Source organism: Mesorhizobium sp. P2_H9 (assembly GCF_056403215.1).
Genome location: NZ_JBFUFX010000002.1, coordinates 18,070 through 40,491, shown reverse-complemented (window position 1 = coordinate 40,491; position 22,422 = coordinate 18,070). Strand labels below are relative to the sequence as shown.

At 64.3% G+C, this 22,422-nt stretch carries 24 protein-coding genes; 14 read left to right on the top strand and 10 right to left on the bottom strand.

The annotated features are described in order from the left end of the window. Positions 1-87: 87 nt before the first annotated feature. Both AC1DXN_RS03225 and AC1DXN_RS03220 read left to right on the top strand, forming a co-directional pair. Entirely contained in the window at positions 88-732 is a 645-nt protein-coding gene (locus AC1DXN_RS03225) for a TetR/AcrR family transcriptional regulator (RefSeq protein WP_477248533.1), read from the top strand. 185 nt (positions 733-917) lie between these two features. Continuing rightward, complete coding sequence (locus AC1DXN_RS03220; RefSeq protein WP_477273320.1) at positions 918-1,154, top strand: DUF680 domain-containing protein; 237 nt, start codon at positions 918-920, stop codon at positions 1,152-1,154. 109 nt (positions 1,155-1,263) lie between these two features. On the opposite strand, the gene AC1DXN_RS03215 is transcribed toward AC1DXN_RS03220, so the two are convergent. The 5 genes from AC1DXN_RS03215 to AC1DXN_RS03195 form a co-directional block, all read right to left on the bottom strand. Further along, complete coding sequence (locus tag AC1DXN_RS03215; protein WP_477273322.1) at positions 1,264-1,494, bottom strand: hypothetical protein; 231 nt, start codon at positions 1,492-1,494, stop codon at positions 1,264-1,266. Positions 1,495-1,572: 78 nt separating this feature from the next. Next, on the bottom strand, positions 1,573-2,154 hold the full coding sequence (locus AC1DXN_RS03210; protein WP_477273324.1) for a sarcosine oxidase subunit gamma: 582 nt from the start codon (positions 2,152-2,154) through the stop codon (positions 1,573-1,575). Then, positions 2,147-5,140 carry a sarcosine oxidase subunit alpha gene (locus AC1DXN_RS03205; RefSeq protein WP_477273326.1) on the bottom strand — a complete coding sequence of 998 codons (2,994 nt, stop codon included), beginning with the start codon at positions 5,138-5,140 and terminating at the stop codon, positions 2,147-2,149. The genes AC1DXN_RS03210 and AC1DXN_RS03205 overlap by 8 nt, the downstream gene beginning before the upstream one ends. Continuing rightward, the gene (locus AC1DXN_RS03200; protein ID WP_477273328.1) at positions 5,137-5,433 is read right to left on the bottom strand and encodes a sarcosine oxidase subunit delta; all 297 of its coding nucleotides are present in this window, start codon (positions 5,431-5,433) and stop codon (positions 5,137-5,139) included. Before AC1DXN_RS03200 ends, AC1DXN_RS03205 begins: the two co-directional genes overlap by 4 nt. Before the next feature lie 61 nt (positions 5,434-5,494). Further along, positions 5,495-6,748, bottom strand: coding sequence for a sarcosine oxidase subunit beta (locus tag AC1DXN_RS03195; RefSeq protein WP_477248545.1), 1,254 nt, complete (start codon positions 6,746-6,748; stop codon positions 5,495-5,497). Between the two features lie 243 nt (positions 6,749-6,991). Between AC1DXN_RS03195 and AC1DXN_RS03190 the strand changes: the two genes are divergently transcribed. The 9 genes from AC1DXN_RS03190 to AC1DXN_RS03150 all read left to right on the top strand — a co-directional run bounded on the left by AC1DXN_RS03190 (position 6,992) and on the right by AC1DXN_RS03150 (position 13,765). Next, on the top strand, positions 6,992-7,333 hold the full coding sequence (locus tag AC1DXN_RS03190) for a DUF2568 domain-containing protein (RefSeq protein ID WP_477273330.1): 342 nt from the start codon (positions 6,992-6,994) through the stop codon (positions 7,331-7,333). A gap of 105 nt (positions 7,334-7,438) precedes the next feature. Continuing rightward, the gene (locus tag AC1DXN_RS03185) at positions 7,439-8,209 is read left to right on the top strand and encodes an SDR family oxidoreductase (RefSeq protein ID WP_477273335.1); all 771 of its coding nucleotides are present in this window, start codon (positions 7,439-7,441) and stop codon (positions 8,207-8,209) included. Between the two features lie 124 nt (positions 8,210-8,333). Continuing rightward, complete coding sequence (locus AC1DXN_RS03180) at positions 8,334-8,720, top strand: SET domain-containing protein (protein ID WP_477248551.1); 387 nt, start codon at positions 8,334-8,336, stop codon at positions 8,718-8,720. A 178-nt stretch (positions 8,721-8,898) separates the two neighbouring features. Next, on the top strand, positions 8,899-9,177 hold the full coding sequence (gene rpsU / locus AC1DXN_RS03175) for a 30S ribosomal protein S21 (RefSeq protein ID WP_023671138.1): 279 nt from the start codon (positions 8,899-8,901) through the stop codon (positions 9,175-9,177). 140 nt (positions 9,178-9,317) lie between these two features. Next, on the top strand, positions 9,318-10,172 hold the full coding sequence (locus tag AC1DXN_RS03170; RefSeq protein WP_477273337.1) for a tetratricopeptide repeat protein: 855 nt from the start codon (positions 9,318-9,320) through the stop codon (positions 10,170-10,172). A gap of 117 nt (positions 10,173-10,289) precedes the next feature. Continuing rightward, complete coding sequence (locus AC1DXN_RS03165) at positions 10,290-10,907, top strand: DUF4274 domain-containing protein (protein WP_477273339.1); 618 nt, start codon at positions 10,290-10,292, stop codon at positions 10,905-10,907. A gap of 150 nt (positions 10,908-11,057) precedes the next feature. Next, a complete protein-coding gene (locus AC1DXN_RS03160) occupies positions 11,058-11,531 on the top strand; it encodes a DUF992 domain-containing protein (protein ID WP_477273341.1) in 474 nt (157 codons plus the stop codon). Between the two features lie 73 nt (positions 11,532-11,604). After that, positions 11,605-12,087: a DUF992 domain-containing protein gene (locus AC1DXN_RS03155; protein ID WP_477421457.1), complete on the top strand. Its 483-nt coding sequence runs from the start codon at positions 11,605-11,607 to the stop codon at positions 12,085-12,087. Positions 12,088-12,328: 241 nt separating this feature from the next. Further along, complete coding sequence (locus tag AC1DXN_RS03150) at positions 12,329-13,765, top strand: MFS transporter (RefSeq protein WP_477273344.1); 1,437 nt, start codon at positions 12,329-12,331, stop codon at positions 13,763-13,765. A gap of 4 nt (positions 13,766-13,769) precedes the next feature. Here AC1DXN_RS03150 and coaBC read toward each other — a convergent pair whose 3' ends face one another. The 3 genes from coaBC to ubiE form a co-directional block, all read right to left on the bottom strand. After that, entirely contained in the window at positions 13,770-15,242 is a 1,473-nt protein-coding gene (gene coaBC / locus AC1DXN_RS03145; RefSeq protein WP_477273346.1) for a bifunctional phosphopantothenoylcysteine decarboxylase/phosphopantothenate--cysteine ligase CoaBC, read from the bottom strand. Between the two features lie 81 nt (positions 15,243-15,323). Further along, entirely contained in the window at positions 15,324-16,898 is a 1,575-nt protein-coding gene (gene ubiB, locus AC1DXN_RS03140; RefSeq protein ID WP_477273348.1) for a 2-polyprenylphenol 6-hydroxylase, read from the bottom strand. 13 nt (positions 16,899-16,911) lie between these two features. Then, complete coding sequence (gene ubiE / locus AC1DXN_RS03135; protein ID WP_477273350.1) at positions 16,912-17,688, bottom strand: bifunctional demethylmenaquinone methyltransferase/2-methoxy-6-polyprenyl-1,4-benzoquinol methylase UbiE; 777 nt, start codon at positions 17,686-17,688, stop codon at positions 16,912-16,914. Between the two features lie 147 nt (positions 17,689-17,835). On the opposite strand from ubiE, the gene AC1DXN_RS03130 reads away from it, so the two are divergent. From AC1DXN_RS03130 to AC1DXN_RS03120, 3 genes are all read left to right on the top strand, one after another. Then, positions 17,836-18,810: an adenosine deaminase gene (locus AC1DXN_RS03130; protein WP_477273352.1), complete on the top strand. Its 975-nt coding sequence runs from the start codon at positions 17,836-17,838 to the stop codon at positions 18,808-18,810. Between the two features lie 147 nt (positions 18,811-18,957). Further along, on the top strand, positions 18,958-19,587 hold the full coding sequence (gene upp / locus AC1DXN_RS03125) for a uracil phosphoribosyltransferase (protein WP_095084682.1): 630 nt from the start codon (positions 18,958-18,960) through the stop codon (positions 19,585-19,587). Between the two features lie 107 nt (positions 19,588-19,694). Beyond that, on the top strand, positions 19,695-20,252 hold the full coding sequence (locus AC1DXN_RS03120; RefSeq protein ID WP_477248570.1) for a TIGR02281 family clan AA aspartic protease: 558 nt from the start codon (positions 19,695-19,697) through the stop codon (positions 20,250-20,252). 20 nt (positions 20,253-20,272) lie between these two features. On the opposite strand, the gene deoA is transcribed toward AC1DXN_RS03120, so the two are convergent. Both deoA and AC1DXN_RS03110 read right to left on the bottom strand, forming a co-directional pair. Further along, positions 20,273-21,592 (bottom strand): thymidine phosphorylase, encoded by a 1,320-nt coding sequence (gene deoA, locus AC1DXN_RS03115; protein WP_477273354.1) that lies wholly within the window; start codon positions 21,590-21,592, stop codon positions 20,273-20,275. After that, positions 21,592-22,410: a purine-nucleoside phosphorylase gene (locus tag AC1DXN_RS03110; protein WP_477273356.1), complete on the bottom strand. Its 819-nt coding sequence runs from the start codon at positions 22,408-22,410 to the stop codon at positions 21,592-21,594. Before AC1DXN_RS03110 ends, deoA begins: the two co-directional genes overlap by 1 nt. Positions 22,411-22,422 lie beyond the last annotated feature (12 nt).

Below are 22,422 nucleotides of genomic sequence, written 5' to 3'. Positions count from 1 at the left end.
TGCCGCATGGGAACTTCCCGCGCCCTTGTCCGTTTTCGTACAGCGTATATAATTTAGCCAGGCACCAACCAACCAAAGGCACAGACATTGCCGCTGAGCGTCCAGAAACGCCGCGAGAAACAAAAGGCCGAACTGCGCTCGGAGCTCGTCGAGGCGGCCCACAAGCTGGTGCAGGAAGAAGGCTATGAAGGCCTGACCATCCGCAAGCTGGCAAAGCGCGTTGGCTATGCACCGATGTCGGTCTATTCCTACTTCGCCGACAAGCAGGACATTCTTTTCGCGCTGGCCGAGGATGCTTTCGAGACCCTCGCCAAACGCATCGAGGCGCACCCGTCCGACGATCCCATCGAGGCGTTGCAGGCGGTAATGACCGAATATGCCGCCTTCGGGCTCGGCAATCCCAACGAATACCGCACCGTGTTCATGACCGAGAAGACCAAGCTGCCGGAAGGCAGGAGCTACGAGGACATGGAAGAAGGCAACCCGGCGATGAAAGTGCTGATCTCGAGGGTCGAGGCCTGCGTTGCCGCCGGCAAGTTGCAAGGCGATCCGCGCGCCATCGCCACCATGCTGTGGGCAGTCGGCCACGGCACGATCTCGCTGCTGATCACCTTTCCGTTCTACCCCTTTGGCGATCCGCAGGCTTTCGTGAAGCGGATGTGCGATTTCACGCTGGCCACGCTCAGCACGCAAAACGTGACGCCACTGACCGAGACGCCCGTCAACTGCTGAACGGCCTTTCGTCTCCCTATTTCCTCGCCAACCTCCCAGCCAAACCAAGGGCGAGTTTCTTGGTTAACAAAAAATTTATCGTACGCGTACGATTTCGGCTTGAACTTCGCGATCGGCAGGCGTATCTGTACGTCACACCGTACATGTACGGAAGAGAATTCAACGGTCGAAAACGGAGACTGACGATGAAAAAGACAATCCTCACCCTCGCTGCAGTACTGGCATTCTCGGGCGCCGCTTTCACCGGCACGAGCCAGCCAAGCAAGCACGTACCCGCTGCTGTCTGCGTCGACACCAAGACCAACGTGAAGCTCGATTGCAGCGCGACCGGATCGGTCGAAAAGTCCGACGCCAAGGCCGACAGCAAAGGCCCGCGGCTCGGCATCGAGATCAACCCGTGGATCGTGCCCAGCTCCTTCTGAGCCGACCCGGTAGCCTGACCAAGAACGGCAGAACGACAAAGGGCGGCAGGATCTCCTGGCCGCCGTTTTCCTAACCGTTTCGGCCCGCTCCGCTGCAGCCCGCTGGGATCTATTTCTTGGGTTTCTTCATTCCCGCCACGACCTTGGCCTTGCCAGGTCTTGCTGGTCCACCGGAAATGGACGTAGCGGTGATCGATACCGGATCGCTGGCCGGAAACGTATCCTCGAGACCTTCCTCGAGTTCTTCTTCCGCACTAACCTCGTTGTGCCGCTCATGTTCGAGCGAGCGGACCGCCGACGTCTTCTTGACCAGGGACTTCGGCGCGGATTTCGACGGCATCGGTATTCTCCCTCGACGTGCTGACGCAGAACGATCCAGCGCGGCAGACGTTCCCGGAGCAATCCGAAAAGGATTGCTCTACGCCGCCGCGTCGACTGCCGCCTCCGACAGGAAAGTAAAGACATAATCGGAGAAAGAACGCCAGCATTCGACCCGGAAGGCGTCGGTTGCGGTGCGCAACAGCACGATCTCGACCTTGCCCAGAATGGTGCGCGAGCACGCCCCCACCGGAAACGCTGCGAGCGACAGATCCTGCGGGCAGCCGGCATTGACGGTCGTAGCGGCGGCCGGGCCGGTGACCGATATGGCGATATTGCGGTGCGAGATTCCGACCGCCGAATGCAGCGCGCCAACCTTGGCGCAATCAGCGAGCGGGTCTTTTCCAGCCTCGTCGATGACCAGCCATTCGTCAGGACCGAGCCACAAAGCCGTACGCCCGGCCTTTGTCGCCGAGGTCTTTGGCTTCTGTGGCACGGTCACGCCGAGCGCCTTCGACAGTGCTGCAAGCGAAGCCTCCGGCGCGCGCAGCGAAATGCGCTCCGCCGGCGGCAGGATAGCCAGCTTGACGCCAGTGGCGGAAAGCTCCTGACCGGCGAGCGCGGGGCGGCGTTCAACCGAAGCCGTGGCAGTGGATGTGGTCTTCGCAGCAGCCTTAGCCATTGAGGCGCCCTCCCGTCTCGTCGAAGAACACCATGCCGGTGACCTCCACCTCGATGACGCCGTTCGGCATCGGCACATAGAGCGTGTCGCCCATCCGGTCTCGGCCGCCGGCGACCAGCGCCAGCGCGATCGAGCGGCCGCAGTTTTCCGACCAGTAGCTGGAGGTGACGTGGCCGATCATCTTCATCGGGATCGCCTGCTTCGGATCCTCGACGATCTGGGCGCCCTCTTCCAGCACCACTTTCGGATCCTTCGTCCTAAGGCCGACCAACTGCTTGCGGCCCTTGGCGACCAGATCCGGCCGCGCCATGCCACGGATGCCGACGAAGTCGGTCTTCTTCTTGCCGACCGCCCAGTCGAGCCCGGCATCGTTCGGCGTCACCGTGCCGTCGGTGTCCTGGCCGACGATGATGTAGCCCTTTTCGGCGCGCAGCACGTGCATGGATTCGGTGCCGTAGGCGGCCGCACCATGCTTCTGGCCTTCGGCCCACAGCGCTTCCCAGACCGCCTGGCCGTAGTCGGCCGGGACGTTGACCTCAAAACCGCGCTCGCCGGTGAACGACATGCGGAACAGCCTTGTCGGCACGCCGCAGATCTTGCCCTCGCGCACCGACATATGCGGCAGCGCCTCGTCCGACATGTCGATGCCTTCGACCAGCGGCGCGATGATGTCGCGCGACTTCGGCCCCTGCACCGCGATGACCGCCCACTGCTCGGTGATCGAGGTCAGCCAGACGTTGAGATGCGGGAATTCGGTCTGGAGATAATCCTCCATGTGGTTCATCACGCGCGGCGCCCCGCCAGTCGTCGTCGTCACATGGAAACGATCCGGCGCCAGTCGGCCGACGACGCCGTCATCATAGATGAAACCGTCCTCGCGCAGCATGATGCCATAGCGGCAGCGGCCGGGCTCGAGCTTCTCCCACGGATTGGTGTAGAGCAGTTCCATGAATTTGGCCGCATCCGGCCCGACCACCTCGATCTTGCCCAGCGTCGAGGCATCGAACAGGCCGGCCGTCTTGCGCACGGTGACGCATTCACGGTCGACGGCGGCATGCATGTCCTCGCCGCCCTTTGGGAAATACCAGGCGCGCTTCCATTGGCCGACATCCTCGAACACGGCGCCCTGGGCTGCCGCCCAGGGATGGATCGCCGTCTTGCGGGTTGGATCGAACAGCGGACCCCGCGCGTGGCCGATGATGGCCCCGAAGGTCACCGGCGTGTAGGGCGCCCGGAACGTCGTCAGGCCGACCTCAGGGATCGCCTTGCCCAGCGTCTCGGCGGCAATCGCCAGGCCGTGCATGTTGGAGGTCTTGCCCTGGTCGGTCGCCATGCCGTTGGTGGTGAAGCGCTTGACGTGCTCGATTGAGCGCATGCCTTCATGCACCGCCTGGCGGATGTCCTTGGCGGTGACGTCGTTCTGGAAATCGACAAAGGCTTTCACAGTCGTATCCGGCCCGGCGCCGGGTGCAGCGCCCAGCATGCCGCGCGACCAGCTCTCCGAGGCGTCGACCTTCGGCTTCGTACCCTTTGCGGTTTTCGCACCGGCATCCTTCGCCGCCTTGGCGCCGGCCGCATAAGCCTCGTCGATCGTCGCCGACAGCCCGTCCGTGCCGTTGCAGGCGCCGACCGAGACGCAATCCTGCGCATAAATTCCAGGCACGAAGCGCTTGGTCTCGTCGTTGAAGGCGACCTTGCCGCGTGACTGCGAGAACAGATGCACCGACGGCGTCCAGCCGGCCGACATCAGGATCGCGTCGACCGCAATGGTGCGCTCGCCGCCGCCATTCTTCGGCTGCACGGTCATCGACGACACCCGCAATTTGCCGCCGGCACGGATCACCGCGCGGCCGAAATTGACCTCGATGCCGAGCGCCCTTGCTGCGTCGATCACCGGTCCTGTCGGATTGTCACGCAGGTCGACAATGGCCGCCACATTGACGCCGGCCTTCTTCAGGTCGATCGCCGCCGCGTAAGCCGAGTCATTGGCCGTGTAGACGCCGACATTTCTGCCGACCGCGACGCCGTAGTGGTTGAGATAGGTGCGTGCGGCGGACGCCAGCATGATGCCCGGCCGGTCATTGTCGGCAAACACCATGTGGCGCTCGATGGCACCGGTCGCCAGCACGACGCGCCTGGCGCGAACCTGCCAAAGCCGCTCGCGCGGCAGGTCGCGGCCAGGGTTTTGCAGATGGTCGCTGACGCGCTCGACCAGACCGACGAAATTCTGCGCGTAGTAGCCAAAGGCGGTCGTGCGCGACAGCACGCGGACATTGTCCATCGCCCTGAGTTTGGCCACCGTGGCTTGCGACCAGGCATAGCCATCCTGGCCGTCGATCTTGGCGCCGGACTCGAAACGCAGGCTGCCACCGAAATCCGCCTGTTCGTCGGCAAGAATGACGCGCGCGCCGGTCTCGGCTGCGGCGAGCGCCGCGGCAATGCCTGCAGCGCCGCCGCCCACCACCAGCACATCGCAATGCGCAAAGCGGGCGGAGTAGTGGTCGGGATCCGGCTTGTCGGGCGCGACGCCGAGACCGGCCGCGGCCCGGATCTTGGGTTCGTAGAGGTTCTTCCAGGCCGCCTTCGGCCACATGAAGGTCTTGTAGTAGAAGCCGGCTGAAAACAGCGGCGAGGCAATGTCGTTGACCGCGCCAACGTCAAAGGCCAGCGACGGCCAACGGTTCTGCGAGCTCGCGTCGAGCCCCTCATAGAGTTCCTGCACGGTGGCGCGGATGTTCGGCGCCTTGCGCGCCGCATCGCGCTTGATCTCGACCAGCGCGTTCGGCTCTTCGGCACCGGCGGACAGGAAGCCGCGCGGCCGGTGGTATTTGAACGAACGTCCCACGAGATGGACGCCATTGGCGAGCAACGCCGAGGCCAGCGTGTCGCCTTCGATGCCGGTGTAGGCCTGGCCGTCGAAGCTGAAGCGGGCGGTCTTGGCCTGCTGGAAGCGGCCGGCGCCGGGAATGCGGAACGCGCCGCTCATTTGGCAACTCCCGGCAGCTTTGACGGCTTCGGTTCGCCGGCCTTGTAGGTCAAAAGGAACGTGTCGGTGACGGTGTCGCGCACGGCGTTGAAGAACCGGGCGCAGCCATGCATGTGCCGCCAGCGCTCATAGATGATGCCTTTGGGATTGGAGCGGATGAAGAAGAACTTCTCGAAATCGTCATCGCTCTCGCCGGCCATGTTGGCCGAGCGCGCAATATGCGCTTCGCCGGCGTTGCGGAACTCGAGCTCCGGACGCTCTTCCTCGCAGTAGGGGCAGCGGATGAGAAGCATTCTATTTCGTTCCTACAATTCGCCGTGGCCGATGGCCGGTTGATTGCAAAGCCTGCGGTGCTCAGTGCGCCACCGCCGCCGCCGCCGCCTCGTCGATGAGACGGCCGGTGCGGAAGCGCTCGATGGTGAAGGGCGCGTTGATCGGGTGCGGATCGTCCTTGGCGATGGTGTGGGCAAAGACGTGGCCCGAGCCCGGCGTCGCCTTGAAGCCGCCCGTACCCCAGCCGCAGTTGACGTAGAGGCCTGATACCGGCGTCTTGGCCAGGATCGGCGAGCGGTCGGGCGTCACGTCGACGATGCCGCCCCACGAGCGCAGCATCTTCATGCGCGTGAACATCGGGAACATCTCGCAGATGGCATCGAGCGTGTGCTGGAGAATGTGCAGGCCGCCGGTCTGCGAATAGGAGACATACTGGTCGGTGCCGGCGCCGATCACCAGTTCGCCCTTGTCGGACTGCGAGATATAGGCGTGCACCGTGTTCGACATCACCACGCACGGGAATACCGGCTTGACCGGCTCCGACACCAGCGCCTGCAGCGGATAGCTTTCCAGCGGCATGCGCACGCCGGCCATGTTCATGATGACAGAGGAGTGGCCTGCGGCAACCACGCCGACCTTCTTGGCGCCGATGAAGCCGCGCGTCGTGTCGACGCCCATGACCGCGCCGTTCGGCGCCCGCTTGACCCCTGTGACCTCGCAATTCTGGATGATGTGGACGCCGCGCGCCGAAGCGCCGCGCGCATAGCCCCAGGCGACCGCATCGTGGCGGGCGGTGCCGCCGCGGCGCTGCAAGGCGGCGCCCACCACCGGATAGCGCGCGTCCTTGGAGATGTTGAGCGGCGGGCAGAATTCCTTCGCCGCTTCCGGCGATAACCACTCATTGTCGATGCCGTTCAGCCGGTTGGCATGGACGTGGCGCTTCAGCACCTGGATGTCGTGGACGTTGTGGGCCAACATCATGACGCCGCGCGGCGAATACATGACGTTGTAGTTGAGCTCCTGGCTGAGCCCGTCCCACAGCTTCAGCGCGTGATCGTAGATGCCGGCGCTCTCGTCATAGAGGTAGTTGGAGCGGATGATGGTGGTGTTGCGGCCGGTGTTGCCGCCGCCGAGCCAGCCCTTTTCCAGCACCGCGACATTGGTGATGCCGTGCACCGTGGCGAGATAATAGGCTGTCGCCAGCCCATGGCCGCCGGCGCCGACGATGATGACGTCGTATTCCTTCTTCGGCTCCGGCGAGGACCACTGTTCCTCCCAGCCCTTATGGCCGCGCATGGCCTCGCGGGCGATGGCGAATACCGAATATTTTTTCACGTTCCAGCCTCGCGCCAAAGGTCTCGCGGATTGCCGCCGGGCATTCGTTCAGGCTCCGGCGCGCGAGGTGTATCACTAGCGAAACAGCGCTGCCACCCTTGCGCTGTTTGCGACGGCGCTTGCCGTTTTGCGCCGCGACCAAAATGACGCATCCGGGGCTGGCTGATGTGACTGCCTTTCGCCACTATCCCACCGGTTCGGGATTCGGAGGACGATTTGGGTAACGCCAGGTGGAATCTGACGTTGCGATTTTTGCTGGAGCTTGCCGCCTTGCTCGGCCTCGGCGTGGCGGGCTGGAGCCTTTCAGGCGGATGGTGGCGCTGGTTCCTCGCCTTGGCCGTGCCACTTGTCGCGGCCGCGCTCTGGGGGGCCTTTGCCGTGCTCAACGATCCAAGCCGATCCGGCCAGGCTCCCGTCCCGGTTCCGGGCGCGGTGCGGCTGGTACTGGAACTCGTCATCCTGTTCGGCGGCGCGGCCGGTTTCTATGCGGCCGGTTACACCACCACGGGCATCATCATGGCTCTGCTGATTGTCATCAGCTACGCATTCTCGCTCGACCGGCTCGGCTGGCTGCTGAAGCAATAGCTCTGTTGGGGCCGCCTTCGCAGGTATCGGGTGGCTCACACTGCCCCTGTCTGCGACCAAGCATCCAATTGCCGGCGAAGCTGGCGCGAACAAAGGATGCAGAAAATGCTCGCACTCGCCAACAAGGTCGCCATCGTCACCGGCGCCAGTTCCGGCATCGGCCGCGCCACGGCAAAACTCTTTGCCGAGGAAGGCGCCAGGATCATCGTCGCGGCCCGCCGCCAGGCGGAACTTGACGCGCTCGTCGCCGAAATCGAGGACGCCGACGGCACCGCAATCGCCCTTGCCGGCGACGTCACCGACGAAGCCTATGCCAAAGCCCTCGTCGATCTCGCGGTCGGCAGGTTCGGTGGGCTCGATATCGCCTTCAACAATGTCGGCTCGGTCGGCGCGATGGGTCCCATTTCGGAATTGTCGCTCAAAGGCTGGCAAGAAACGCTCGACACCAATCTGACCAGCGCATTCCTCGGCGCGAAGTATCAGGTGCCGGCTATGGTCGAACGTGGCGGCGGCTCGCTGATCTTCACCTCGACCTTTGTCGGCCACACGGTCGGCATGCCGGGCATGACCAGCTATGCCGCCAGCAAGGCCGGGCTGATCGGATTGACGCAGGTGCTCGCCGCCGAATATGGCCCGAAAGGCGTGCGGGTCAACGCGCTGATGCCGGGCGGCACCGACACGCCGGCAAGCATCACCAACGCGCCGGATGCCGGTCCCGAAGTACTGGCTTTCGTCGAAGGCCTGCATGCGCTGAAGCGCATCGCGCGGCCCGAAGAGATCGCCCGCTCGGCGCTCTATCTCGCTTCTGACGCGTCGAGCTTCACCACCGGAACGGCGCTGTTTGCCGATGGCGGCGTCTCGATCAACCGGACGTGAAGGGTTTTGCGGCCAACGCACCCGCGCGCAGGCCACAATGTCTCAAAACCGGCCTTGCTTTTTCGATGCGATTTGGCGATTCCGTCTGTCTTCGAAGACTTCTGTTCGAAGACGGGCGGGAACCATGCTGCTGATCAGAACCTATGTTGCTGCGAGTGCAATCGAAGGCGTCGGCGTGTTCGCCGCCGACCCGATCAGCAAGGGGGCGTCGATCTGGCGGCTCGATCCGGACTTCGACCGGCTGATCCCGATGGAAAGATATGAAGCAGCACCCGCGCATCTCAGGGAATTGCTCGACAGATATGCCTATCCAAGCCCCGACCGGCCCGGCTTCATGGTCTACGAGGTCGACAATGGGCGCTTCATGAACCATGCCGACAGGCCGAACACGGATTTTTCGCAGTATGGCGGAGCCATCGCGACTCGCGACATTGCGGCGGGCGAGGAAATAACCTGCGACTACGGCGAATTCTTCGAGGGTTTCGAAGAGCTTCACCTGGCCACGGCTTAGGTTGACCACTTATCTCGCCGCAACCGGCTGCGCTTTGGCCGCCGCCTTGCATTTCGGCTGTGGACAGCGCGGCCTGATTCTGCTATCAGCCGCCACAATTCGTGGTGTAAACCGCCGCGGAGGCTAGTGGCTATGGCCGCTTGCCTGTTGATATCAAACCCGAAAGACAGGATTGCCCGTGCAGGTACTCGTCCGCGACAACAATGTTGATCAGGCGCTTCGCGCGCTCAAGAAAAAGATGCAGCGCGAAGGCATTTTCCGCGAAATGAAGATGCGCGGACATTACGAGAAGCCTTCCGAGAAGCGCGCCCGTGAAAAGGCCGAGGCCGTGCGCCGCGCCCGCAAGCTGGCCCGCAAGCGTGCCCAGCGCGAAGGTCTGCTGCCGATGACGCCGCGCCCGGTGGCGGCTGGTGCTGCCGGCGGTCCTGGTGGCGCTCCGCGTCCGCCGCGGTTCTGACGCCAATTTTTCGTCCTTTTTGAAGGATATCCAAGGTGGCGCGATGCGGAATCGCCGCCACCTTTTTGTTTTGACGTGTGACCCGGCCCGGAGGGGGGACCCGGACCGAGCGACGCGACTGAAGTGAGGACAGGGCAGACATGAACGCAATCAGCGTAGAGCGCAGGACAGCATTGCGCGGTTTTGCCCTGACGGCAGCCCTGATTTCCGGGTTGGTGCTCGCCGGCTGCCAGACGGCCCCGACCGGCGAATTCAACAACATCGACAAGGCGCAGGGCTCGACCGAGAACATCTCCTCGCTGTCGGCCGTGATCCAGCGCAGTCCCCAGGATCCGGAAGGGTACAATGTGCGCGGCTCGGCCTATGGCCGCGGTGGCCAGTATCAGGCGGCGCTGAACGACTTCGACACCGCCATCCAGCTCAATCCGAATTTCTACCAAGCCTATTCGAACCGGGCGCTGATCCAGCGCTTCCTCGGCAATCAGGCGGCGGCCCTAGCTGACTACAACCGCTCGATCCAGATCAATTCGAATTATGACGCCGCCTATATCGGCCGCGGCAATCTCTATCGCAAGGCAGGCAAGACCCAGGACGCCTTCAACGATTTCCAGAAGGCGATCCAGCTCGACACGACCGATGCGCGCGCCTACCACAATCGCGGCCTGATCTATCAGAGCCAGGGCCAGCATGCCTTCGCCATCGAGGATTTCTCGACCGCCATCTCGCTGGCGCCGGACGCCGCCGAACCGTACAACGGCCGCGGCCTTTCCTACCTCGCCATGAACGACGAGGACAACGCGTTCGCCGACTTCAACATGGCCATCAAGCTCGACGGCAAGAATGCCGAGGCCTGGGCCAACCAGGCGTTGGTCTATGAGCGGCGCGGCGACAAGGTCAAGGCGTCGAAGGCTTATCGCGAGGCGGTCCATCTCGACCCGACCTACCAGCCGGCCAAGGACGGCCTGTCGCGCACTGCCAGCGCCGCCGCCGGCTGATAGCAGCCAGCGCGATGCCTGCCGTCACCAGCGACGGCTTTTTTCGACAGTGTTCCAGTCCTGATCCGGCTAGCCTTAAAGCGCGCCGCGCAGCAAAATCGCAACCTTTGCGTGCCAATGTGCAAGGCGCGAATAGGCAAAGGTCGGCATCAGCAGCTGCGGGACGCGAGTGGCACGGCGATGGATGAGAACGACATCAAGCAACAGATCGCCTGGCTTGAAAATGCCACGCCCGACGATTGGCACCGGGCCGTGCTGGACTTCAATTGGGACTGGGACATCGACCCGCTGTTCTGGATCGCGCGCCAGCCGGAATGTGACAAGGCCACGGCGCTGACCATGTTCTGGCTGGGGCAGCCGGCCTTTTACCTCATCCTGGCCGTGGAGAACGGCGGATCGGACGATAACCAGGACCCGATCTGGGAGATGCTGAAGTTCATTGCCCGTCGCATCAACGCCAATGGCTATGTCCGTTCGAAAATCGCCTACGACGTCGACGATCTCACGCACCAGGATTTTGGCGAGCTGGCTGAGCAAGCAAGTCAGTTGGCCCATCCGCCGCTGAAGCCGCATCCGGATATGCGTCGCGCAATTCCTGGACGGCGGATCGTCAACGATATCGACTTCTACCGGCGCTATCCCCAGGATTTCCATGGCACGGTGCTGATCGACCTGCCGGACCAGGGCCCCCTGGAAAAGGCCTGGTCAGCGCTTGGGCGTCTGTGGCGCCACTGAGCGCTCCGCCCGAACGACCAAAACCACTGTCGCCCTATATTAACCACCGAAGGCAAAGCGTTAACCCTTGCCTTGATCGCGCCAAGTTTTCGGCGGAACGCTCCGGGCCATTCAACCGTTGTTGAAGGCAATTTTCGAAAGGACTGACCCATGATCAAGAAAATCATCTGTGCCGTGGCGCTCGCCAGCGCCGCTTTCGTCGCTCCCGCCAGCGCCGGCAAGCTTCAACTCGGCACGCTCGATTGCACCATCGACGGTGGCGTCGGCTACGTCGTCACGTCGAACAAGGGCGTCGACTGCACCTTCCGCCCGTACCACCATGGACCGTCCGAGAAATACACGGGGATGATCTCCAAGCTCGGCGTCGATCTCGGCCAGACGCATCAGGGCCAGCTGGTGTGGGCGGTTTTGGCCGCCACCCGCGGCCATGACGCGGGCGACCTTGCCGGCCACTATTACGGCGTCAACGCCGAGGCGAGCGTGGTGACCGGCGGCGGCGCCAACCTGCTGGTCGGCGGGCTGGATGGCGCCTTTGTGCTGGAGCCGCTCAGCGTCCAGGCGCAGACGGGCGTTAATGTGGCGGTCGCCGTGACCTCGCTGGAGCTGATCCACTCGTTCAAGTAACCGCATTTCGCCCCTCAACGCGCGGCGCGGAACAGGATACTGTTTCGCGCCGCATGCTTTTGGGGGAACCGCCGTGCTCAAGACCGTTATCGTCGCCGCAATCATTGCCGCCGCACTTGCCGGACAGGCTCATGCGCAGGACCAAGGCATCGAGCTCGGCACGCTCGATTGCGCCATCGGCGGCGGCACCGGTTTCATCTTCGGCTCGACCAAGGATCTGAGCTGCACCTTCACCCCGGCAGACAAGAGCTTCGCGCCGGAAGCCTATTTCGGCGTCGTCAACAAATACGGTCTCGACATCGGCACGACCAAGCAGACGGTGATGCAGTGGCTGGTGCTGACGCCGCTGAAGAACATCTATGCACCGGGCGCGCTGGCCGGCGACTATGTCGGCGCCAGCGCCGAAGTGAGGGCAGCGGTCGGCGCCGGCGCCAATCTCTTGGTCGGCGGCTCCTCGCAGGCCTTCACGCTGCAGCCGCTCAGCCTGCAGACGCAGACCGGCATGAACATCGCCATCGGCGTCAGCCAGTTCCAGCTGCGCAGTACGGCGAATTGACGCCTCGTCATCCACGGGCGAAGCAGCCGCGACGCGGCGTCGTGGAGACCCCTGGATGACGAAGCTGAGATGCTCTCTACCAATCGCGAACGTCTCACAAAAAAAGTCGCTTGAACTCAACCACGGTTGAGGTTTTAGAAGCCTGCCCTGACTGAAGCAGCGCGTATGGCCCCGCCGGAAATCCTCACTGGCTTCTGGTGCCATGCGACGACATAGAGATATGCAAGGCAGGGTAAGAATGATGACCGAGATCAGCAAAAACAGAGTGGACTGGCGCGCGCTGTGGGCGAGCGGCGACCTCGCCCGCTTCTGCTTCATCAGCCTCGGCATCCTGCTGCACGCCACCAACGAGACGATGGTGGCGACAATCATGCCGGCGATGGTTGGCGACCTCGCCGGCGTGCAACTGGTCGGCTGGTCGCTGGCTATCTACGAGCTTGGCGCCATCGTCGCCGGTGCGGCCGCCGGACGACTGGTGAGCTATGTCCCGCTGCGCACCAACATGGTCGTCGCCGCCTTGCTCTATGCCGCCGGTGCGCTGATCTGCGCGACAGCGCCTTCCATGCCGTTGTTCCTGACCGGCCGCCTGATCGAAGGATTTGGCGGCGGCGCGCTGGTGTCGCTGGCCTTCGTCTCGGTCGAGCGGCTGTTTGCACGCGCCATCTGGCCGCAACTGTTCGGCGTCATGTCTGCGATCTGGGGCGTCGCCGCCTTCAGCGGACCGCTGCTCGGCGCTGTCATGACCGACCTGCTGTCGTGGCGCTGGGCTTTCGGGATCTTCACGCTGGGCGGCACGGCCATGGCATTTGCGAGCTTCATCGTGCTCGACACTCCCGAAGCAACCAGGCCGCAGGCGATCATCGGCACAGCACCGCCCTTCCCCTACGCCGCTCTCGGCTGCCTCGCCGTCAGCGTTGTGCTGATCGCCACCGCCGGCGTCGACATCGCCCTGCTGCGCTCCTCGCTGCTGCTGATCCTCGGCCTGATCGGGCTTGCGCTGTTTGTCCGCGTCGACGCGCTGAAGCCGCGCTCGCGGCTGTTTCCGTCGCTTCTGTTCTCATGGCGCTCGCCGGTCGGCGCCGGCATGACCATGGTCGCCGCCTTTTCGGTGGCGACCTGCTCCTTCGGCGTCTACGGGCCGCTGATCCTGACCAGCCTGCACGACATTCCGATCCTGACCACAGGCTACATCATCGCCGCCGAATCGATCGCCTGGTCGATCCTGTCCATTCTCGTCGCCAACGCGCCGCCGGAGCGCGAACGGCTGATCATTGTCGGTGGCGCGGTGATGATCGCGGCGGGTATCGCCGGTTTCGCCTATACGGTGCCGGCGGGTTCGATCCCGCTGATCCTGCTTTGCGCTCTGCTACAGGGCGGCGGTTTCGGCATCGCCTGGCCTTTCGTCACCCGCGTCATCGTCGCGTCGGCGCGCAACGACGAACAGACCATCGCCTCGGCCGCCGTGCCGACCATGCAGCGCATCGGCTATGCGGTGGGCGCCGCGCTGACCGGCATCGTCGCCAACGCCAGCGGGTTTTCCGAAGGCCTGAACCGCGAAGCGGCGGCCAACGTCGCCGCCTGGCTGTTCCTCGCCTTCGTGCCGCTGGGGATTCTTGGCTGCCTCGCCGCGCTGAGGATTTCGGCGGCGATCGACCGGCCACAGGAGGCGACCGGTTAGATAGTCAGACCAGGACTGTCTTCAGCCGTTCCGCGATCAGCGCTGCCAGCCGCGCCGCCACCTCGTCCTTGCTCATCTCCGGCCATTCCTCGACGCCGGCCTTCGATACGATCCGCACCCGGTTGCGATCGCCGCCCATGACGCCGGAAGACCCGACGCCGCTGTCATGCGAGACATCATTGGCGACGATGAAATCGGCGCCCTTCTTCTTCAGCTTGGCCTCGGCATTGTTGACGAGGTCTTGCGTCTCGGCAGCGAAGCCGACGACCAGGCCGGGCCGCATCTTGTGATGACCGACGCCGGCGAGAATGTCCGGATTTTCAACCATCTGCAGCGCCGGCGGCCCCTCGCCCGCCACCTTCTTGATCTTTTCGCCGGCCGAATTCGCCGTGCGCCAGTCGGCGACCGCCGCGACGAACACGCCCGCATCCGCCGGCAGAAGTTGTTCGACCGCGTCCTTCATCTGCGCCGCCGTTTCGACATGCAGCGTCGTCACGCCGGCCGGATCGGCAATGCCGACCGGACCGGAGACGAGGCGTACATCGGCGCCAAGCCTAGCCAGGGCAGCGGCGATGGCATGGCCCTGCTTGCCGGACGAGCGGTTGGCGATGTAGCGCACCGGGTCGATCGGTTCATGCGTCGGTCCTGAGGTGACGATGATCTTTCGGCCGGCCAGTGGCTTTGGCCTGCTGTCGAGCAGCGCTTCGATCGCAGCCGCGATCTCCAGCGGCTCGGCCATGCGGCCTTCGCCGGCCTCGTTGCTTTCGGCCATCTCGCCCTTGGCCGGGCCGATGAAGGCGATACCGTCCTTGCCGAGCGTCGCGCGATTGCGGCGGGTCGCCGGATGCGCCCACATTTTCGGGTTCATCGCCGGCGCCATCAAGACCGGCTTGTCGGTGGCGATCAGCACGGTCGAGGCCAGATCGTTGGCATGGCCATTGGCAAGCTTCGCCATCAAATCGGCGGTAGCCGGCGCGACCACCAGAAGGTCGGCCTCGCGCGACAGCCTGATATGGCCGACGTCGTGCTCGTCATTGCCGTCGAACAGCTCGGTGAAGACATGGTCTGCCGAAAGCGCGCCGACCGAAAGCGTGGTCACGAACTCCTGCGCCGCCGCCGTCATCACCACCCGCACCGCAGCCCCTCGCTCGCGCAGCCGGCGGATCAGGTCGAGCGTCTTGTAGGCGGCAATGCCGCCGCCGATGATGAGCAGGATGCGCTTGCCGGAGAGGCTGCCTCTCAGGGCGACCTTGCCTGATACGGCAGCAATGGGCGCCGCCTGCTGGCGCGAGCCTATCAGTTCACGCAGCGTCCTTTCGATCTCGTCGATGCGGCCCGCCGGAGCGACCTGGCCCTCGACCGCGGCCCGGATCATCACCCGCGCCTGCTCCTCCATCGAGCGGTCGTTCTCTGCAGCAAGCCGCCGCAGCAGTTCCTTGACCTCGTCGTCAAGATTGCGGATCGTGATATTGGCCATGTGATTGCACTCTGTTCAACCGTTGCCGCATGCAATGCTAGCAATGCAATCAATTCGAGGCAAGCCACTCACGGCAGGCTGTCAGAAAATCCGCCACGCAATATAGATCAGCGTCAGCGCGATCACCCATAGCGCCAGCCGGCCGGAACGGCTGTAGCGCGCTTCGGCCTTGCCGATCGCACGCGCGGTCGTCTCATCGAAGCGCAGCCCATGCTCGGCCATCAGGTCGATCTCACGCGACAGCCGCTCGGTGCGGGCAGCGAGTTCCGGCGCCTGACGGGCCAGCGCCAGCATTGCCTTGGCGCCGTCGCGCGCGTCGACCAAGAGGCCGCGCGGGCCAAGATTGCCGGCAATCCAGTCGCCAACCACCGGTTCGGCCGTCTTCCACATGTTGAAGGCCGGGTCGAGCGTGCGGGCGACACCTTCGACCACCACCATAGTCTTCTGCAGCAGGATCAGTTCGGGCCGCGTTGCCATGTCGAACAGCTCGGTGACCTCGAACAAAAGCGTCAGCAACTTGGCCATCGAGATGGTTTCGGCCGGCTGGCCATGGATTGGCTCGCCAATGGCGCGGATCGCCTGCGCGAAGGCCGCGACATTGTGCTGGCGCGGCACGTAGCCGGCCTCGAAATGCACTTCGGCGACACGCAGATAGTTGCGGGTGATGAAGCCATAGAGGATTTCGGCGAGGAAGCGGCGCTCCTTCTTGCCGAGGCGGCCAGCAATGCCGAGATCGACCGCGACGATGGTGCCGTTGGCCTCGACGAACAGGTTTCCCGGGTGCATGTCGGCATGGAAGAACCCGTCGCGCAGCGTATGGCGCAGGAACGACTGGATCAGGTTGCCGGCGATGGTTTTGAGATCGTGGCCGGCGGCCGCGAGGCCGGCAATGTCGTTCATCTTGACACCGTCGACCCATTCCATGGTCAGCACGTCGCGGCCGGTGCGCTCCCAGTCGACGGACGGCACGCGAAAGCCGGGATCGTCCTTGGTGTTCTCACCCAGTTCCGAAAGCGCTGCCGCTTCGAGCCGCAGATCCATCTCGACCTTGGTGGTTTGCGCCAGCGTCTCAGTCACCTCGACCGGCCGCAGGCGGCGCGACGACGGGATGTATTTTTCCTGCAGCCGCGCGGCGAGGAAATAGCTTTCGAGATCGTGGAAGAAGCGGCGGCGCACGCCCGGCCGGATGACTTTTACCGCCACCTGGGTCGCGATACCGTTCTGCACGGTTTCAGCGGTGTGGACCTGGGCGATCGAGGCGGCAGCGACGGCATCGCCGAAACGGACGTAAAGCTCGCCGATCTTGCGCCCGAGCGAAGCTTCGATTGCCGCCACCGCCTCGGCCTGCGGAAAGGTGTGCATCTTGTCCTGCAGCATGGCGAGATCGAGCGCCATGTCGTTGCCGACGACGTCGGGCCGCGTCGCCAGGAACTGGCCGAGCTTGACGTAAGACGGACCAAGCCGAACGACGGCCTTGGCCAGTCGGTCGCCGCGTTCATAGGCAAGCGCGCGGCGGCGAGTGAAAAGCCGCGCCAGGCGCCAGCCGAATTTAGGCAGGCCGGAAAGCTCGTCGCCCGGCAAGGCGGCGACGACACCCTCGCGCACGAGCACCCAGCCGGCCCGTCCGAGCCGGAAAGCAGCGCCGACTGTGCTCATGGCTGCACTCGCCTCAAAGCTTCCAGCCCGAATGCAGGGCGGCGATGCCGGCCGAATAGTTGCGGAAGGAGACGCGGTCGAAGCCCGCGCGGGTGATCATGGCAGCAAAATTCTGCTGGTTGGGAAATTTGCGGATCGATTCGACCAGATAGGAATAAGGCTCGCCGTCGCCGGTGACCGCCTTGCCGATCCTGGGAATGGCGTTGAACGACCAGGCCTCATAGGCCTTGTCGAGCAGCGGCATGTCGACCTCGGAAAATTCGAGGCACAGCAAGCGCCCGCCGGGCTTGAGCACGCGGAACGCTTCACTGAGCGCCACATCGATGCGCGGCACGTTGCGAATGCCGAAGGCGATCGTATAGGCGTCGAAGGTGGCGTCGGGGAAAGGCAATTCCTCGGCATTGGCCTCGACGAAATCGGTGTTGTCGGAAAGGCCTTTTTTCTCAGCCCGGTCACGGCCGACCGCGAGCATCGAGCCGTTGATGTCGAGGATCGTGGCATGGGCATTGCGTTGGCTCGCCTCGACGATGCGGAAGGCGACGTCGCCGGTGCCGCCGGCAACATCGAGAACCTTCCAGCCTGGCCGTTTCGGCGGATTGAGCCATGTCACCATGGCGTCCTTCCACAGCCGGTGCAGCCCAGCCGACATCAAATCATTCATCAGATCGTAGCGGTTGGCGACCTTGTGGAAAACGTCGTTGACCAGGGACTGCTTGTCGCCTGCCCCTACATGCTTGAAACCATAGGAGGTTTCCATGCCGCCCGCGGCCGTGGTTCTCTCAACTGACATTATTTTGATCCGTCATAAAACCGGCGGGACCATAGCCGATCGATGGTGCGGGCGCTATTGTTTAAGGCGCGGTGTTCGGCCGCGCTTCCTTGTCGTGGCAAGATGCCTATGAGGCCACGACCCGGATTGACCTGACGGGATGATTGAATGCCTTTGAAAGCAGAACTGCACTGCCACATCGAAGGGGCGGCAGCGCCCGAACTCGTCATCAGCCAGGCGCAAAAGTACGGCAAGGACACCTCACCCTACATCCAGAACGGCTCCTTCGTCTGGCACGATTTCACCTCGTTCCTCGCCGCCTATGATTTCTCCGCCGACCTGTTCCGGACGGAAGAGGACTATGCCCGGCTGGCCGATCACTATTTGACCAGTCTCGCCCGCGACGGCGCCATCTATTCCGAGGTCTTCACCTCGCCGGACCACGCCAAAAAAGCCGGCCTGTCGCCCAAGGCCTATACCGACGCGCTCGGCGAAGGCATGTCCCGCGCCAAGGCCAAGACCGGCATCGAGGGCCGCATGATCGTCACCGGCGTGCGCCATGTCGGCGTCGAATCGATCGAGCAAGCGGCGCGCTTCGCCGCCCGCTGCGGGCACCCGCTCGTAACGGGCTTCGGCGTTGCCGGCGACGAGCGCATAGGCGACTTCGAGGACTATGTCAGGGCCTTCGAGATTGCCCGCGAGGCCGGACTTGGCATCACCGTCCATGCCGGCGAACTGATGGGCTGGGAGAGCGTCCAGGCGGCGCTCGACCACATCCGCCCGTCGCGCATCGGCCACGGCGTGCGCGCCATCGAGAACCCCGACCTTGTCCGGCGCATCGCCGACGAAGGCGTCGTGCTCGAATGCTGCCCCGGTTCCAACATCGCGCTCAAGGTTTTCGACAGCTTCGCCGACCACCCCTTTCCGGCATTGAAAGCGGCGGGCTGCAAGGTGACGCTCAACTCCGACGACCCGCCCTATTTCTGGACGTCGCTGAAGCGCGAATACGCCATCGCCGCCGAGCATTTTGCGATGGACGACAAGGCGCTTGCCGCGGTCACCCGGACCGCCATCGAGGCGGCCTTCGTCGATCGCAAGACCAAGGCCGCGCTGCTCGCCAGGCTCAACGGCGGCGCGCGCTGATTTCTCCCGACAAAACTGTGGTCGGCGCGGGCCAAACGGTTCCTTGGCCGGCGCATTGTCGCTAGGGTCATTCCAGCAGCCTGTAGCGCGGCGCTCCGAAGGGACTTATGCGCGCGCTTTTGGGCGAAATGCATTTAGGAGAACACCATGCAGGGCGTCACCGTCGTCGACCACCCGCTTGTCCAGCACAAGCTGACCATCATGCGCAAGAAGGAGACCTCGACGGCCGGCTTCCGGCGGCTGCTGCGCGAGATCTCGCTGCTGCTCGGCTATGAGGTCACCCGCAACCTCGAACTGACCACGACCACCATCGAAACGCCGATCGAAACCATGGAAGCGCCGACGCTGGAGGGCAAGAAGCTGGTCTTCGCCTCGGTGCTGCGCGCCGGCAACGGCCTGCTCGAAGGCCTGCTCGATCTGGTGCCGGCGGCGCGCGTCGCCCATATCGGCCTCTACCGCGATCACGAGACGCTGGAAGCGGTCGAATATTTCTTCAAGGCGCCGAGCGACCTCGCCGACCGGCTGGTGATCGTCGTCGACCCGATGCTGGCCACCGCCAATTCGGCGATCGCGGCCATCGACAAGCTGAAGGGACGCGGCGCCACCAACATCCGCTTCCTCTGCCTCTTGGCGGCGCCCGAAGGCATCGAGCGTTTCACCAAGGCGCATCCGGATGTTCCGGTCTTCACCGCCTCCATCGATCGCCAGCTCAACGAGAAAGGCTACATCATGCCCGGCCTCGGCGACGCCGGCGACCGCATGTACGGGACGAAATAATCGTGACGGCCGTTTACCGGTCGTTTACGCAACGGCGCGGTTTCGGCGCGCGTTAAAGCCGCAAACACCATGTCGGGATTAGTGTCGGCGCACACAAAGGCCGACCCATGCTGCGCACAGTTCTCATCTTTTGCGTGCTTGCCGCAGCGTCGGTATTGATCCCGTTCGCCTATCAATCGAATCCTGAAATGTTCGACAGCCAGTCGAATTCGGCGGCTGAGGCCAAGCGTGCGACAGAACCGCAACTGAAGCTGGCCGCGGTGCCAGACAAGCCGCCGCTACAGCAACCGCTCGGCCGCAAGGTTCTGGTCGCGGCGGACGCGCGCGGGCATTTCACCACTTCGTTCAAGCTCAACGGCCGCCAGGTCGACGGCCTGATCGACACCGGCGCCACGCTGGTTGCCATCAACACATCGACGGCACGCAGGATCGGCTTTTCGCTCAACCAGGCGGACTTCAACCAGCAGGTCAACACCGCCAACGGCGTCATCAAGGCAGCGGTGGTGAGCATCGATCGCCTGCAGATCGGCAAGATCACGGTCGAGGACATCCAGGCCGTCGTGCTTGACGATCGGGCGTTGCACACCAACCTGATCGGCATGAGCTTTCTGCAGCGGCTTGGGAAATACCAGGTCGAAAACGGCACGCTGCTGCTCGTCCAGTAGAAGAGCCTTCCCGCCTCTGCCTACCCGCGCGGCAGGATCCGCCGGATCACGCTCTTGTCCGCCGCAGGCTTCGAAGCCCCGATCGTATAGGCGGAAAGCACAGCGGCGGCCGCCGCCTCCGCATCCGATACCGTGCGGGCATGGACCAGCGCCAGCGCCTCGCCGGCCCGCACTTCCGCACCGACCGGCAACAGCCTGGTGATGCCGACGGCATGGTCGATCCTGTCATCCGGCCGCGTGCGCCCACCGCCGAGGCCAACGACGGCGAGCCCGATGTCGCGAGTGGCGATACCGGTGACAAAGCCGTTGGCCGTCGCCTTGACCGCGAACTCCGTTGCCGCCTTCGGCAGATATTTTTCCGGCTTCTCGACAAAGTCGGCGGGACCGCCAAGGGCGGCCACCATGCGCGCGAAGATGGCGGCGGCGCGGCCGCCGGCGAGCGTCTCGGCGGCACGCCGCATGCCGTCCTGGTTGGACGACACCAGCCCGGCCGACTGCAGCATCTCGGCCGCCAGCGCGAGCGTCACATCCTCCAGCCGCTTGTCACGGACCCGGCCGGTGAGGAAGTCGACCGCATTGCGCACCTCGACCGCATTGCCGGCCGCTGACGCCAGCGGTTCGTTCATGCCGGTGACCAGTGCCGAGGCCTTCAGCCCGGCGCCATTGGCGACCTCGACCAGGCTGTTGGCCAATGCAGTCGCGTCACGCGACTTCTCCATGAAGGCGCCGTTGCCGACCTTGACGTCGAGCACCAGCGACTGCAGGCCGGCGGCAAGCTTCTTCGACAGGATCGAGGCGGTGATCAGCGGCACCGATTCGACTGTTCCCGAGATATCGCGGATCGCATAGAGCCGGCGATCGGCGGGCGCCAGGTCGGCGGTCTGGCCGATGATGGCGCATCCGGTTTCGAGCACCGTCTTGCGGAAGTGCGCAATGTCGGGCTGGCTGATGTAGCCCGGGATGGCATCCATCTTGTCCAGCGTGCCGCCGGTATGGCCGAGACCCCGGCCTGATATCATCGGCACATAGGCGCCGCAGGCGGCGACGATCGGCGCCAGCATCAGCGAGACATTGTCGCCGACGCCGCCGGTCGAATGCTTGTCGGTGACCGGTCCCGGCAGGTCCGACCAGTCGAGCACGTCGCCGGAATCGCGCATGGCCAGCGTCAGCGCCACCGCCTCGTCGCGGCTCATGCCGTTGAAGAACACCGCCATGGCGAAGGCGCCGACCTGGCCGTCCGAGACGGTGCCTGAGGTCAGGCCCTCGATGAAAGCGGCGATCTCCTGCGTCGACAGCTTCTGGCCGTCGCGCTTGCGCCGGATGATTTCCTGGGGAAGCATCAGGCCGAGACCTTACTCTCCGGCAGCCCATCCTGGAACACACGGCTAAGGATCGTCGCCAGCCGCGCGCCGCCGATCGGCGCCATGTCCTTGGTTTCCTGATGCGAGAGCTCTGCCCCGGTCATCCCGGCGGCAAGGTTGGTGACGACGGAGCAGGCAGCGACACGCAGGCCGAGGAAGCGGGCAAGGATGACCTCCGGCACGGTCGACATGCCGACCGCATTGGCGCCCATGATGCGCGCCATGCGGATTTCGGCCGGCGTCTCGAAGCACGGGCCGGAGAACCACATATAGACGCCCTTGTGCAGCGCCGTGCCCGCCGCCTTCGCCGCTTTCTCGATCGCCGAGCGAATGCCAGCATCGTAGGCTTCGGTCAGGCCGACGAAACGCCGGTCGCTCGGCTCGCCGATCAGAGGATTGGACCCGGAGAAATTGATGTGGTCGGTGATCAGCATCACCGAGCCCGGCCCCATCTCCGGATCGACCGAACCGGCGGCATTGGTCAGGATCAGCTTGGTGATGCCGATGCCCGCCAGCACTTCCAGCGCCGGCCGCATCGCCGCCGCGTTGCCGTGCTCGTAATAGTGGGCACGGCCGGACAGCATCAGCACCGGCGTGCCGGCGAAAAGCCCCGCCACCACCTCGCCAGCATGGCCAGTGACGCCGCTTCTGGGAAAGCCCGGCAAATCCGCGTAGGAAATGCGCACCGCGTCCGCGACCTGGTCGACAAGGCCGCCTAGGCCCGAGCCCAGCACCAGCGCTGTCGTCGGCGCCAAGCCGTCGAGCCGTTCAACGAGATGATCCAGCGCTTCCTTCATTTCAGCCAGCTC

What these genes read in the sequence shown, in the direction of transcription:
- ubiE (WP_477273350.1), bottom strand. Translation starts at nt 17,688, where the DNA reads ATGTCAGTTGAGAGAACCACGGCCGCGGGCGGCATGGAAACCTCCTAT.
- AC1DXN_RS03180 (WP_477248551.1), top strand. Translation starts at nt 8,334, where the DNA reads ATGCTGCTGATCAGAACCTATGTTGCTGCGAGTGCAATCGAAGGCGTC.
- AC1DXN_RS03215 (WP_477273322.1), bottom strand. Translation starts at nt 1,494, where the DNA reads ATGCCGTCGAAATCCGCGCCGAAGTCCCTGGTCAAGAAGACGTCGGCG.
- AC1DXN_RS03210 (WP_477273324.1), bottom strand. Translation starts at nt 2,154, where the DNA reads ATGGCTAAGGCTGCTGCGAAGACCACATCCACTGCCACGGCTTCGGTT.
- AC1DXN_RS03185 (WP_477273335.1), top strand. Translation starts at nt 7,439, where the DNA reads ATGCTCGCACTCGCCAACAAGGTCGCCATCGTCACCGGCGCCAGTTCC.
- AC1DXN_RS03220 (WP_477273320.1), top strand. Translation starts at nt 918, where the DNA reads ATGAAAAAGACAATCCTCACCCTCGCTGCAGTACTGGCATTCTCGGGC.
- deoA (WP_477273354.1), bottom strand. Translation starts at nt 21,592, where the DNA reads ATGCTTCCCCAGGAAATCATCCGGCGCAAGCGCGACGGCCAGAAGCTG.
- AC1DXN_RS03130 (WP_477273352.1), top strand. Translation starts at nt 17,836, where the DNA reads ATGCCTTTGAAAGCAGAACTGCACTGCCACATCGAAGGGGCGGCAGCG.
- AC1DXN_RS03165 (WP_477273339.1), top strand. Translation starts at nt 10,290, where the DNA reads ATGTGCAAGGCGCGAATAGGCAAAGGTCGGCATCAGCAGCTGCGGGAC.
- AC1DXN_RS03120 (WP_477248570.1), top strand. Translation starts at nt 19,695, where the DNA reads ATGCTGCGCACAGTTCTCATCTTTTGCGTGCTTGCCGCAGCGTCGGTA.
- upp (WP_095084682.1), top strand. Translation starts at nt 18,958, where the DNA reads ATGCAGGGCGTCACCGTCGTCGACCACCCGCTTGTCCAGCACAAGCTG.
- AC1DXN_RS03205 (WP_477273326.1), bottom strand. Translation starts at nt 5,140, where the DNA reads ATGAGCGGCGCGTTCCGCATTCCCGGCGCCGGCCGCTTCCAGCAGGCC.
- ubiB (WP_477273348.1), bottom strand. Translation starts at nt 16,898, where the DNA reads ATGAGCACAGTCGGCGCTGCTTTCCGGCTCGGACGGGCCGGCTGGGTG.
- AC1DXN_RS03110 (WP_477273356.1), bottom strand. Translation starts at nt 22,410, where the DNA reads ATGAAGGAAGCGCTGGATCATCTCGTTGAACGGCTCGACGGCTTGGCG.
- coaBC (WP_477273346.1), bottom strand. Translation starts at nt 15,242, where the DNA reads ATGGCCAATATCACGATCCGCAATCTTGACGACGAGGTCAAGGAACTG.
- AC1DXN_RS03170 (WP_477273337.1), top strand. Translation starts at nt 9,318, where the DNA reads ATGAACGCAATCAGCGTAGAGCGCAGGACAGCATTGCGCGGTTTTGCC.
- AC1DXN_RS03200 (WP_477273328.1), bottom strand. Translation starts at nt 5,433, where the DNA reads ATGCTTCTCATCCGCTGCCCCTACTGCGAGGAAGAGCGTCCGGAGCTC.
- AC1DXN_RS03150 (WP_477273344.1), top strand. Translation starts at nt 12,329, where the DNA reads ATGACCGAGATCAGCAAAAACAGAGTGGACTGGCGCGCGCTGTGGGCG.
- AC1DXN_RS03160 (WP_477273341.1), top strand. Translation starts at nt 11,058, where the DNA reads ATGATCAAGAAAATCATCTGTGCCGTGGCGCTCGCCAGCGCCGCTTTC.